Genomic DNA, 12,552 nt, shown 5'->3' on the forward strand with positions numbered 1-12,552 from the left:
TTCGCTCGTCGAACTGCTGGAGCACGGCGATCCCTCCTTGGTCGTGAGCCGGTACGCCGCCAGACGCTCGTAGTAGGGCAAGCACTGCTCGAGCAGCGGCTCGAGCCGAGCCGGTACGTCGACCGCCACCGGCGGTGGCGGACCGAACCCGGTGGATGCCCGGACCCCGTCGTACCAGTGCGGGGCCCACACGCCGTCGCTGGCCCGCGGGCCGCTCGGCCACTGCAGCATGGCCCGGTCGAAGGCGACGCCGACGCTCGCGCACAGCGCCCGCAGCATGGGTTCGGGCGCGTTCAGCAGGTCGCGCGAGTCGAGCACCGGACCCCCGAAGCGCTCGAACAACTCGACCTGGACCGCCAGCCCGATGTCGGCGAGGGTGGGCTGGGTGCGCACCTTGGCATACGACGTCAGCAGCTCGCGCGGATCGCGGAGCAGGAAGGCGTGCCGCAACGGGCGCAGCTCCTCGCGATCCACCTCGGGCAGCATGTGATGGGTCATGTGCTTCTGGTAGTAGACCCGGACCCCTGCGGGCAGCGGTCCGGCCACGAGGCCGGCCACCACCTCGCGCCAGTCGCTCGACTGGCTGGCGACGATCTGCTCCCGGCCGGGGTGCTCGACGCCGCTGCGCGAGAGGTAGAAGGCGTAGAGCGGCTCATCGACCACCGCGGTGTCCGCGCGGTTCTCCCAGGACCGCATCATGGCGGTTGACAGCGTCCGCGGTCCCGACCACATCGCGATCCGAGCGAGGTCGACCGATGGGTCCGCGGATCCGCTCACGCCTCAGTGTCCACCGGGCGCGTGACGTGATCGTTACCCCTCCGTTCCGAAGGGTGAGCGGATTTCCTTGACGTTCGGTGGCCCATTTCCTAAGGTTCGCACACTGTCGACAATCGACGAAGGAGCTGCCGTGCTCGCCAGCGATATCTTCCGTCCGCTTGTCCGCACGTCGCGGCGCAGCCGCGTGTTCGCCGTCGCCGCTGTGGCCGGGCTCGCCCTGACCGCCTGCGGAGGCGGGAGCAGCTCGGGGGGGACACCGAGCAGCGGTGCGCCCGCCGGCGCGTCGCCGGACAGCACTCTGGTCATCGCAAATGCGGTGAAGGTGGACACTCTCGACCCGGAGGCGAACTCGGTCAACGAGTCGATCTGGCTCGACCAGAATCTCTACAGCCGGCTCTACCAGCCCAACTCGACCGGAACCGGGGTGATCCCGGACCTCGCGACCGGCTACACGGTGTCGTCGAACAAGCTGGTCTACACCTTCCACTTGCGACCGGCGAAGTTCTCCAACGGCGCACCGGTCACCGCGTCCGACGTCGTGTACTCGATCCAGCGGTCGCGGGCGTTCAAGGGCGGTTGGGGCTTCCTGCTCACCGCGGTGAAGTCGATCACCGCGCCCAACGCCTCGACCGTCGTCATCAAGCTCAGCGAGCCGCACGCGCCGCTGGTGGCCGATCTCGCGATGTATGCGTACTCGATCGTGCCGGAGAAGCTGGTCAAGGCGCAGGGCTCGAAGTTCTTCCAGCACCCGGTCGGGAGCGGACCGTTCATGGTCACGAGCTACAGCCCGGACTCCGAGGTGGACCTGGCGGCGAACCCGTACTTCTACGGCACGAAGCCGAAGATCAAGACGGTCAAGATCATGATCGTCCCGAACGACAACACCCGCGTCCTGCTGCTGCAGTCGAAGAAGGCGGACGTGATCGAGAACCCGCCGTCGAACCTGGTCAGCGAGATCGACGCCAGCAAGTCCGCGAAGGTGGGGCTGTTCCCGTCGACGCGCGTCGACTTCGTCCAGCTCGATCAGCACTTCGCGCCGTTCAAGAACGCGGACGTCCGGCTCGCGCTCAACTACGCGATCAACCGGCAGGCGATCGTGAACCTCGCCTACCAGGGACACGCGACGCCGGGCTCGTCGTTCTTCCCGCTCGACATGGAGTACTACGACAAGAGCCTGCAGCCCTACCCGTACAACCCGACCAAGGCCAAGCAGCTACTCGCGCAGGGCGGATATCCGAACGGGTTCAGCTGCTTCCTGATCACCGTTAGCGGCGACGTCGCCGGGCAGGCCGAGGCGGTCATCCTGAAGCAGGAGCTGGCCAAGGTCGGGATCAAGGTCGCGATCCAGTCCTACGAGCTCACCACCGCGTACGCCAAGGAGGACAACGGGCACTCCGAGATGGGTGAGCGCTACTGGACGAACGACATCATCGACCCGGATGAGGTGGCCACCTTCGGCGCCGACGGCAAGGGCGGCGCCAACGCGTTCAACTCGTACTGGGACGTTCCGTCGATCGACAAGGACGTGACCACCGCGCGGCAGACGCTCGTGCCGTCCAAGCGGCAGGCGCTGTACAACACGATCCAGCAGGCGGTCTACACGCAGACGCCGTTCCTGGTGACCGACTACAGCCCGTTCCGTTACGGCATCGGCGACTGGGTGCACGGGTTCTCCGTGACGCCGCTCGGGAACTACGACCTGTCGCTCGAGAACCTCACGGTGGATAACCACTGACCGGGGGGGTGAAGTGGGCGGTGTGCGGGTCACCTGACGGGCGACCCGCACACCGCTGCATCCTTGGACGACACCGAGCCCAGGAGGTCACGGACCCGTGAGCGCCGGACGCTACGCCTTCGTGCGGCGCCGGCTCGTGCAGCTACCGTTCCTGGTTCTCGGCATCACGATCATCACGTTCCTGTTGCTGCGACTGATTCCCGGCAACCCCGCGCTGGTGATCCTCGGCAACCACTACACCGCCGCCGGTGCGCGCCAGGTCAACGACGCACTCGGCTTGAACAAGCCGCTGCTGGCGCAGTACGGCCAGTTCATGAGCCGGCTGTTCCACGGCAACCTCGGTTACAGCTTCTTCTACGCCGAAGGCGCCCGGACGGTGATCGGCCAGCACATCTACCCGACCCTGTTCGTCATCCTGTACGCCGCCGTGCTCGCGGCGTGCATCGCGATCCCGATCGGCGTGATCTCCGGGATGCGCCGCAACGGATGGTTCGACCAGGGCGCCCGGGTCTTCTTCACCGTCGCGTTCGCGATGCCCAGCTTCTGGCTCGGCCTGATCCTCGTGCTGGTCTTCAGCGTGCACATCGACGTCTTCCCGATCGACGGCTACGGCAAGGGGTTCGGCGGGCACCTGTACTACCTGTTCCTTCCGGCGCTCACTCTCGCGCTGCCGTACTCCACCGTGCTGGTGCGATCGCTGCGCGCAAGCGTCATCTCGGTCTCCCGAGCGGACTTCGTCGACACCGCGCGGATCAAAGGGATCCCGACCTGGCGCGTGCTGACCCACCACATCGTGCGCAACGCGATCGTCACGGTCGTTTCGGTGTTCGGCGTGAACCTCGCCTACCTGGTCGGCGGCACGGTTCTGATCGAGAACGTCTTCTCGCTACCCGGCCTCGGCTCCCTGCTGGTCAGCTCGGTGTCGACCCGCGACTACCCGGTGGTGCAGGGCGTCACCCTCGTCTTCGCGCTCGGCATCGTGCTGGTCAACCTGATCACCGATGTCGTGCACGCCATGCTCGACCCGCGGGCCGCGACCGGATCGGGTGACTGACATGACGGTCGCGAGCGAGGTCCCGGGCCTGATGCTCGACATCGGCGACGAAGCCGGTGTCGGGCGGAAGGGAAGGCTGTGGCGGCGCCGGGGCCTGCTGATCGGGCTGACGATGCTCGTGGTCGCGCTGGTCGTGACGATCGGCGCGCCGCTGTTCGCGAAGGACACGCCGACCGCGTTCGATGCGCTGCATCCGCTGGCCAAACCGTTCAGCACCGGCCATCTCCTCGGCACCGACCAGTACGGCCGTGACATCCTCTCGAGGGTTCTGTACGGCGGGCGCGTCGACCTCGCGATCGCGTTCGGTGCGACCAGCGTCACGCTGGTGTTCGGCAGCATCGTCGGCCTGGTCGCGGGCTACTTCGGCGGATGGGTCGACACCGTGTTGATGCGGATCGTCGACCTGTTCTTCGCGTTTCCGTTCTTCGTTCTGGTCATCGCGATCGTCGCGGTGCTCGGCCCGAGCACGTTCAACATGTTCATTGCGATCTGGCTCACCAGCTGGGTCAGCTATGCGCGGATCATGCGCGCCCAGACCGTGGTCACCAGACGCCAGCAGTACGTGCTCGCGGCCCGTGCCCTCGGTTACGGCCGGTTGCGGATCATCTTCCGGCACATCCTGCCGAACGTCGTCACCGCCGTACTCGTCTTCTCGATGGTCGACGCGATGGGCAACATCATCCTGGCGGCGTCGCTGAGCTTCCTCGGTCTCGGCGTGCAGGCACCGGCGCCCGAGTGGGGCGCGATGATCTCTGACGGGCAGAACTACCTGTTGACGTCGTGGTGGCTCGCGCTCATTCCCGGTGTGGCGATCGTGTGGGTCGGCATCGGGTTCAGCCTGATCGGTGACGGGCTTGCCGACGTCCTGCGGCCGGGCGGTGAGTGACGTGGCCGACGGCGCGCCGCTGCTCGAGGTCCGCGACCTGCGGACGCTGATCCCGACGTCGCGAGGAACGGTGCGCGCGGTCGACGGCGTGAGCTTCGACGTCCGGCTCGGCGAGGTGCTCGGGCTGGTCGGCGAGTCCGGCTCCGGCAAGAGCGTGACCTGCCGCTCGATCATGGGGCTGATGCCGCCCGGCGCCGCCCGGATCAGCGGTGAGGTCTACTACCGCCCGCCGGGTGCAAGCCCGGCAGAGGCCGAGCGCAACGTCCTGACGCTCTCGCGCGAGCAGCGCCGTCGGCTCTGGGGCGCGGAGCTCTCCATGGTGTTCCAGGACCCGATGACCGCACTGAACCCCGTCGTACGCATCGGCAAGCAGGTGATCGAGGCGGTCGCGTCGCACTCGGACCTCAGCCGAAGTGACGCCGAAGCGAGAGCCGTCGAGCTGCTCGACCGGGTCGGCATCCCGTCCGCGAAGCGCCGCATGGACGACTACCCGCATCAGTTCAGCGGCGGCATGATGCAGCGCGCGTTGATTGCCATCGCGCTGGCGTCGAACCCGAGGATCCTGTTCGCCGACGAGCCGACGACGTCGCTGGACGTCGTCATCCAGGACCAGATCCTCGACCTGCTGCTCGAGCTGCAGCGCGACCTCGGCATGAGCGTGGTGCTGGTCAGCCACGACATGTCCGTGATCTCCGAGATCTGCGACCGCGTTCTTGTGATGTACGCCGGGCAGGTCGTCGAGGCCACGGAGACCGACCGGCTGCTCGGCGTCCCGAGCCATCCCTACACGGTGGCGCTGTTGCGATCGCTTCCGCAGTTCGTGACCGGCACCCGGTTCCTGCCGTCGATCGCCGGTGCCCCGCCGGACATGACGAGGGTCGGCGACGGCTGCCGGTTCGCGCCCCGCTGCCCGCTGGTCGAGGACGCTTGCCGCACGTGGAACACCGAGCTGCTCGCCGTCCCGGGCGCACCGGTTCCGCACCTGTCACGCTGCCGGCGCCAGGAGGCGGTCCCGAGCATGGGCAAGGTGCCGGTGCCGCAGGAGGTGGGTTGACGTGGCCGATGAGCCGGTCCGGTGGGGGATTCTCGGCACCGCGAACATCGCCCGTGCCCAGTTCCTGCCCGGGCTGCGCGAGGCCGGCCGTGGCCGGCCGGTCGCGGTGGGCGGGCGAGACCGCGACCGCGCCGAGGCCTATGCGCGGGCGAACGGCGTCGCCCGGGCGATCGTGGGTTATCAAGAGCTGCTCGACGACCCGGACATCGACGCGGTCTACAACGCGCTACCGAACTCCCTGCACGGCGAGTGGACGATCAAGGCGCTCGCGGCCGGCAAGGCGGTGCTGTGCGAGAAGCCGCTGACGGCATCGGTGGCCGAGACCGCCGAGGTGCTCGACGCTGCGGTGCGCAGCCCGGCTCCCTTGTGGGAGGCCTTCGTCTTCCCGTTCCAGGCGCAGCACGCGCGCCTGGTGGAGCTGCTCGGGGACGGCGCGGTCGGCGAGCTTCGTGAGATCTATGGCGCCTTCCACTTCAGCCTCACCCGGCCGGAGAACATCCGCTGGGACGCGGAGCTCGGCGGCGGCGCGTTGTACGACGTCGGCTGTTACCCGGTGCGCCTCGCCGGGGAGCTGTTCGGCGCCGACGCCGAACGAGGCCAGGCGTACGCGCAGCTACAGAACGGTGTCGACGTGGACACGACCGCGATGCTCGACTACCCGGGCGGGCGCCGGCTGGCGCTCACCTGCGGCTTTCACCGCCCGTACGACACCTTCGCCCGACTGCTCGGATCCGAGGGCTTCGTGCACGTTGCGAACCCGTATCACCCGTCGGTCGAGGACACGATCGAGATCCACCGGGCTGGTCACGACGTCGCCGTGGAGCGCCCGACGACCGACCAGCACACCTTCACCGCCGCGATCCGCCACATCCACGACGTCCTGATCGACGGGGCCGACCCGCGCCAGACGGCGGTCGAGACCTCGATGCGGTGCGCACAAGGGCTCGACCTGTTGGTTCAGTCCTTGGGCTGAGCCTGCTCCGGCGTACCCGGATGAAGGTGGCAGGCGACCCTGCGGTCCCCTCCGATGGTGACCATCACCGGCTCGTCGGTGCTGCAGACCGGCATGGCCATGGGGCATCGCGGGTGGAACCGGCAGCCGCTCGGCCGCTCGATCGCGTTCGGCAGGTCGCCGTGCACGGCCGGCTCGCGCCGCCGGCGGCCGGTGCCGAGCTTGGGTGCCGCGGCGAGCAACGCCTGGGTGTAGGGATGCAGCGGCTCGGCGAACATCGCGTCTGCGGGCGCCTCCTCGACGATCGCGCCGAGGTACATGACCGCGATCCGCTGGCTGAGGTGGCGAGCGACGTCGAGGTCGTGGGTGATGAACAGGTAGGTCAGCCCCGCGTCGTCCTGCAGCTTGATCAGCAGGTTCAGCACCTGGGCCTGGATCGAGACGTCCAGCGCGGACAGCGGCTCGTCGGCCACGATCACCTCGGGGTCGACCGCGAGGGCGCGGGCGATCCCTATCCGTTGCCGCTGCCCGCCGGAGAACTCGTGCGGCTTGCGGTCGCTCATCGCGGGCGACAGCCCGACCGTCTCGAGCAGGCTGTCCACCCTGGCGTCGATCTCGTCGTCCGCGCAGATGTGATGCACGCGCAGCGCCTCCGCCAGGGTCTTGCGGACGGTCAGCACCGGGTTCAGGGAGCTGTACGGGTCCTGGAAGATCGCCTGGATGTGCTTGCGCAGCCGCTCGTCCTCGGATCGGCTCACCGACAGGATCGACTGCCCGCGGTAGAGCAGGTCGCCGGACGTCGGCTTGTACAGGCGCAGGATCAGCCGGCCGAGCGTGGTCTTGCCGGAGCCGGTCTCACCGACCAGCGCGAGGGTCTCGCCGCCACGCACCGACAGCGAGACCTGGTCCACTGCGTGCAGCACTTCCGGTCCCCGCCGGCGGATGGCGCGCCAGAGCCCGCCGGCCAGCACGAAGTCCTTCGAGAGGTCCCGGGTCTCGACGACCACCTCGTCACGGGTGGCGACGGCCGAGCCGGCCGCCGGCTCCGGCGTGCTGGTCATCGATGGCCGCCCAGGGAGAACCGGCCGGCGAGCGACCCGCCGTCGACCGGCAGAACCACGCCGTTGATGTGGCTGGCGGCCGCCGACCCGAGGAACAGCACGGCGTCGGCGATGTTGCGCGGGTCGCCGGCTACGCCGAGCGGGATCTGGTCGACGAGGGCGGCGCGTAGCTCGTCGGGTGCGCGGTCGGGATGTGCGTCGCTCCACTCGCGCACATCGATGTAGCCGGGCGCGACGACGTTGACCCTGATGCCCTGCGGACCGAGCTCCATCGCGTAAGTCTTGCTCAACACCTCGACCGCCGCTTTCGAGGAGGCATAGGCGGCGCCCGCCGGCCGGGGGCTCGCGACCGAACCGGTCGAGATGTTGACGATCGCCGCGTCGCTCGCGCCGCGGCCGATGCAGTGCTCGGCGAACGCGCGGATCGCCGCGACCGTGCTGAACACGTTCACGGCGAAGACCTTCTGCCACTCGGCGAGCGACATCTCGAACAGCCGCCCGTTGGGGTACTCGGCGGCGTCGTTGACCAGCAGGTCGACCTTGCCCCACTCCTTGACGGTGTCGGCGATGACGCCCGGGACGAGCTCGGGATCGCCGATGTCGCCGGTGTGGCTGCGGACCGCGTCGTGCCCGGCGAAGGCCTTCGCAGGAACCAAATCGACCACGGCGACCCGGGCGCCCTCGTCGACCAGACCGGAGACGATGGCGCGTCCGAGGCCGTTCGCTCCACCGGTGACCACCGCCACCCGGTCGTCGTAGCGCCCCACGCCGCCTCCGCTGTTGCTCGTCGCTGCCCGGTTCGGCACCCGCTGCGACGGTCGATTGTAGACTGCCGACAATTTCGGTCAAGGCAGTTCGGTCAGGGCAGGATGTGCGAGTCCGGGAAGGAGTCGTCGGGTGAGCGGATCTGGACGGCTGCTGGTGTGCTCCTACCTCGAGCCGGACCTGGTCGAGCGGATCCGGCTGGCGCAGCCCGACCTCGACGTCATCGACGTACCGGAGCTGCTGCCCGTCCCGCGCTACCCCTGCGACCACGGCGGCGCCGTACGCGAACTCTCCGCCGCCGAGCTCGCGCACTGGGACGCGCTGCTCGCCGGAGCCGAGATCTGCTTCGACTTCGACTGGCGGGACCCGGCGCACCTGCCGGCCCGGGCGCCCGAGCTGCGCTGGGTCCAGGCGACGAGTGCGGGGATCGGCGGGTACGTCGAGCGGCTGGGCATCGCTGACGCCGGGATCGCCTTCACGACTGCTGCCGGCGTGCACGCGGTCCCGCTCGCCGAGTTCGTGCTCGCCGGCGTGCTGCACTTCGTCAAGGACATCCCGTACCTCGAACGCATGCAGGCCGAGAAGCGGTGGGAGCGCTACGCCGCGGGCGCGCTCGCCGGCCGCCGCGCGCTCGTGGTCGGGCTCGGCAGCATCGGCCGGCAGGTGGCCGCGGTGCTGGCCGCGATGGGCGTCGAGGTGTGGGGCGCCGGCCGCCCGGGGCACCACTACGAGCTGGCGGCGGCGTCCCGGATCGGGTCGACCGACCGGCTCGGTGAGCTGTTGCCGCACTGCTCGATCGTGGTGCTCTGCACGCCGCTCACGGCCGAGACCGAGGGGCTGATCGGCGCGAGCGAGCTGGCCGCGATGCCGGCCGGCACGATCCTGGTCAACATCGCCCGCGGCCAGGTGGTGGACGAGCCGGCGCTGATCGATGCGCTCGCCCGGCGCCACCTCGGCGGGGCGGCGCTGGACGTCACGAGCACCGAGCCGCTCCCGATCGCCTCCCCCCTGTGGGGCATGGACAACGTGCTGATCTCGCCGCACTCCGCCTCGACGCTGGTCACCGAGAACGCCACCATCGTCGAGCTGTTCTGCGACAACCTCGACCGCTATCGGGCCGGCCAGCCGCTGCGCAACCGGTTCGACCCGGTCGCCGGCTACTGAACCGGCAGGTGGCTTGACACGGGCGAGCGGGGGCGACAAGGTGATGCACATTGTCGACAACCGACAAACTCCATCCGGCGCAGGAATCGAGGCGTAGGTGAGCGACGGCAAGCTGCGGGTGGCGATGGTGGGCGCGGGCCGGTGGGCCTGCCGGGCGCACATCCCGGGCTGGCTGCGTGACGACCGGGTCGAGGTCGTCGCGCTGGTCGACAGCGACGCCGACGCGCTGGCCGCGGCGGGCGAGCAGTTCGGGATCGAGCGCCGCCACCTCGACTACCGCGACGCGCTCGCCGACCCGGACGTCGACGTGGTCGACGTGGCCACCGGCAACGACGCTCACTTCGAGGTCTCCTACGCGGCGCTCGAGGCCGGTAAGCACGTGCTGTGCGAGAAGCCGGTCCACTCCGACTACCGCGAGACCCGGCGCGCCTCGGCGCTCGCCCTCGACAAGGGCCTGCGGACCAAGCTCGGCTTCACGTTCCGCTACTCGCCGGCGGTGATGTACGCGACCGAGCTGATCAACCAGGGGTTCGTCGGCCAGCCCTACATGCTCAACGCCTACGAGCAGAACAGCCAGTGGATCGACCCGTCGACGCCGCTGCGACAGACCGACCGGAACCCGAGCACCGACGGGAAGATCGAGGTGTCGTCGATCGAGGGGTACGGCGCACCGGTGATCGACATCATGCACTGGTGGCTGGACGCGCCGCTGACCAGCGTGGTCGGCACGATGCGCAACTTCGTCCCTGAGCGCGTCGTGCGCTCGACCGGCCGGATGCAGCGGATGAACATCGACGACGGCGACATGTGGGTGTGCGAGTTCGGCAGCGGCGCGATCGCGTCCGTCCAGTCGTCGTACGTCACGGTCGGCAACTACCCGGGCATCGAGGTGCGGATCTACGGCTCCGAGGGCGCGATCATCGTCCGGCTGGTCGAGGAGCGCGGGATCTGCGAGACGATCAAGACCGCGACCAAGAACGAGGTCGAGTTCGAGGAGCGCGAGATCCCCGAGCGATTCTTCCCCACCGGCATGACCAGTCGCGACCCGTGGCCGGAGCTGTTCTACACGAACCTGGTCGCCGACTTCGCCTCAGAAATCCTCGATCCGGACGCCACGCCGCAGGGCGACTTCGCGCAGGGCGCGCTCGTGCAGGAGACCATCAACGCGTTCGAGGCGTCTTTCCGCGAGCGCCGGTGGGTGGACTTCCCGCTCGTCACGAATGACTGAGCGGGCGCTCGCCGCGCCCGCCACCGCCCATGACTGGGGCGCGATGCGCGAACCGGCCGATGCCCGGCCACTCCTCGAGGCCGCGCTTGCCGTTGCGACCGAGAACGGGGCGAGCTTCGCGGAGGCCCGGGTCGTCGAGTGCGAGGAGCTGCGGCACTACACGGTTCTCGGGTCGGCAGCGGATCGCCGGATCGAGCACGACCTGGGCATCGCCGTGCGGGTACTGGTCGACGGGGTCTGGGGATTCGCCGGCCGTCCGCTGGAGTCCGGGTCGACCGCCGTCGAGGCGGCGGGGGCCGCGGTCGCGATCGCGCGGGCGGCGGCCGGCGCGACCCGTCACCGGCTTCGGCTTCCGGCCGAGCCGCCGGCCGCCGGCAGCTACTCGACCGCGGTCGTCGAAGATCCCTTCGGCGTACCGGTGTCGGTGGTGGAGGCCCTGCTCGAGCAGGTTCTCTCGGCCGCGACCGAGGACGCGCGGGTGGTGCGTGCGCAAGCCGGGGTGAACGCGAAGCGCCAGCACCGTTACCTCGCCAACAGCGAGGGCTCGGCGCAGGACCAGCACCTGGTCGAGACCGGCGGCGGGCTGCTCGCGGTCGCGGCGGCCGACGGCGAGGTGCAGCGACGCAGCTATCCCAACTCCTTCCACGGCGACACCTCCGCACGCGGTTGGGAGTACCTCGCCGAGCTCGATCTGGTGGCCAACGCGGCGCGGGTCGGCGCCGAGGCCGTGACGTTGCTCACCGCGCCGACCGCGCCACCGGGCGTGGCCGACCTGGTGATCGGTCCGGCACAGATGGCGCTGCAGATCCACGAGTCGGTCGGCCATGCGCTCGAGCTGGACCGCGTGCTCGGGGACGAGCGGAACTTCGCGGGCGCGTCGTTCGTCGAGCTCGCCTCGGCCGGCTCGCTGGTCTACGGCTCGCCTGCGGTCACGATCCGCGCCGACCCCACGGTGCCAGGCACCCGCGGCAGCTTCGGGTTCGACGACGAGGGCACACCGGCGTACGGCGTCGACCTGATCGAGTCGGGCGTGCTGCGGGAGTTCCTCTCGCACCGGGACAGCGCGGCGCGCGCCGGCCGGCGCTCCACCGGAGCGGCTCGCGCGGACGGCTGGTCCGCACCGCCGGTGTGCTTCGCCACGAACGTCTACCTGCAGCCGGGTGAAGGCTCCGTCGACGAGCTGCTCGACCAGCTCGGCGAGGGCTACTACCTCGACGACAACCGCAGCTGGTCGATCGACAGCCGGCGGTGGAGCTTCCAGTTCGGGACCGAGGTCGCGTGGGAGGTGCGGGGTGGCCGGCGTGGCCGGCTGTTGCGCAACTTCTCCTACGGCGGGATCACGCCACAGTTCTGGGGATCCGTCGAGGCGGTCGGCGGTCCCGAGACGTTCCGGACCTTCGGGCTGCCGTGCGGCAAGGGAGAGCCGAAGCAGTGGGGCTTTCTCGCGCACGGTGCGGCGCCGACGCTGGTGCGGCAGGTGCAGACCGGGATCGCGGCATGACGCACGCGATGTCCGCGCCGGTCGGGGCGGAGCGTGCCGAGGAGCTCCTGGCCGCGGCGCTGGCGGCGTCCGATGCCGATGCCCTCGAGGTTTTCGTCGCCGGACGTACTGCGTCGGTGCTCCGCTTCGCGGGTGCGCGGGTGCACCAGCCGCAGGACCTGAGCGCCGTCCAGGTCATGGTTCGCGCGGTGGTCGGTCGAAGTGCCGCCCGCGCGGCGACCTCGTCCGTGCGGGACGTCGCCCGCATCGTCGAGCACGCCTGCCGGCAGGCGCGAGAGCTCGAGAAGTCGGGGGGCGGCGCGCGCGCCGGCGTCACGGCGCATCAGCCGGCGGCTCCGGCCGTGGCCGAGCGCGGGTGCGGGTTGTGGTGTGAGG

12 protein-coding genes are annotated in these 12,552 nt (G+C 69.8%); 9 read left to right on the plus strand and 3 right to left on the minus strand.

What is annotated here, in order from left to right; genetic code table 11:
* Positions 1–777, minus strand: a 777-nt coding sequence (locus VME70_04760) for a hypothetical protein (protein HTW19510.1), incomplete at its 3' end; no start/stop codon positions are given.
* A gap of 130 nt (positions 778–907) precedes the next feature.
* Between VME70_04760 and VME70_04765 the strand changes: the two genes are divergently transcribed.
* From VME70_04765 to VME70_04785, 5 genes are all read left to right on the plus strand, one after another.
* Positions 908–2,512 carry an ABC transporter substrate-binding protein gene (locus tag VME70_04765; protein ID HTW19511.1) on the plus strand — a complete coding sequence of 535 codons (1,605 nt, stop codon included), beginning with the start codon at positions 908–910 and terminating at the stop codon, positions 2,510–2,512.
* A gap of 97 nt (positions 2,513–2,609) precedes the next feature.
* Positions 2,610–3,566 carry an ABC transporter permease gene (locus VME70_04770; protein HTW19512.1) on the plus strand — a complete coding sequence of 319 codons (957 nt, stop codon included), beginning with the start codon at positions 2,610–2,612 and terminating at the stop codon, positions 3,564–3,566.
* A gap of 1 nt (position 3,567) precedes the next feature.
* A complete protein-coding gene (locus VME70_04775) occupies positions 3,568–4,452 on the plus strand; it encodes an ABC transporter permease (protein ID HTW19513.1) in 885 nt (294 codons plus the stop codon).
* Position 4,453: 1 nt separating this feature from the next.
* Entirely contained in the window at positions 4,454–5,506 is a 1,053-nt protein-coding gene (locus VME70_04780) for an ABC transporter ATP-binding protein (GenBank protein ID HTW19514.1), read from the plus strand.
* 1 nt (position 5,507) lies between these two features.
* A complete protein-coding gene (locus VME70_04785) occupies positions 5,508–6,479 on the plus strand; it encodes a Gfo/Idh/MocA family oxidoreductase (GenBank protein ID HTW19515.1) in 972 nt (323 codons plus the stop codon).
* On the opposite strand, the gene VME70_04790 is transcribed toward VME70_04785, so the two are convergent.
* On the minus strand, positions 6,464–7,519 hold the full coding sequence (locus tag VME70_04790) for an ABC transporter ATP-binding protein (GenBank protein HTW19516.1): 1,056 nt from the start codon (positions 7,517–7,519) through the stop codon (positions 6,464–6,466). The two genes, VME70_04785 and VME70_04790, sit on opposite strands and share 16 nt — an antisense overlap.
* Positions 7,516–8,286: an SDR family oxidoreductase gene (locus VME70_04795; GenBank protein HTW19517.1), complete on the minus strand. Its 771-nt coding sequence runs from the start codon at positions 8,284–8,286 to the stop codon at positions 7,516–7,518. The genes VME70_04790 and VME70_04795 overlap by 4 nt, the downstream gene beginning before the upstream one ends.
* A gap of 130 nt (positions 8,287–8,416) precedes the next feature.
* On the opposite strand from VME70_04795, the gene VME70_04800 reads away from it, so the two are divergent.
* The 4 genes from VME70_04800 to VME70_04815 all read left to right on the plus strand — a co-directional run.
* Entirely contained in the window at positions 8,417–9,448 is a 1,032-nt protein-coding gene (locus VME70_04800; protein ID HTW19518.1) for a D-2-hydroxyacid dehydrogenase, read from the plus strand.
* A 97-nt stretch (positions 9,449–9,545) separates the two neighbouring features.
* On the plus strand, positions 9,546–10,676 hold the full coding sequence (locus VME70_04805) for a Gfo/Idh/MocA family oxidoreductase (GenBank protein HTW19519.1): 1,131 nt from the start codon (positions 9,546–9,548) through the stop codon (positions 10,674–10,676).
* The gene (locus VME70_04810) at positions 10,669–12,177 is read left to right on the plus strand and encodes a TldD/PmbA family protein (GenBank protein ID HTW19520.1); all 1,509 of its coding nucleotides are present in this window, start codon (positions 10,669–10,671) and stop codon (positions 12,175–12,177) included. Before VME70_04805 ends, VME70_04810 begins: the two co-directional genes overlap by 8 nt.
* On the plus strand, positions 12,174–12,552 hold a 379-nt coding region (locus VME70_04815; protein HTW19521.1), incomplete at its 3' end, for a hypothetical protein. The genes VME70_04810 and VME70_04815, both read left to right, overlap by 4 nt.

This window comes from Mycobacteriales bacterium (assembly GCA_035504215.1).
Lineage (GTDB): Bacteria > Actinomycetota > Actinomycetes > JAFAQI01 > JAFAQI01 > DATAUK01.

Excerpts from the sequence above, each read along its gene's own strand:
- VME70_04810 (HTW19520.1), top strand. The coding sequence starts at position 10,669 with ATGACTGAGCGGGCGCTCGCCGCGCCCGCCACCGCCCATGACTGGGGC.
- VME70_04775 (HTW19513.1), top strand. The coding sequence starts at position 3,568 with ATGACGGTCGCGAGCGAGGTCCCGGGCCTGATGCTCGACATCGGCGAC.
- VME70_04790 (HTW19516.1), bottom strand. The coding sequence starts at position 7,519 with ATGACCAGCACGCCGGAGCCGGCGGCCGGCTCGGCCGTCGCCACCCGT.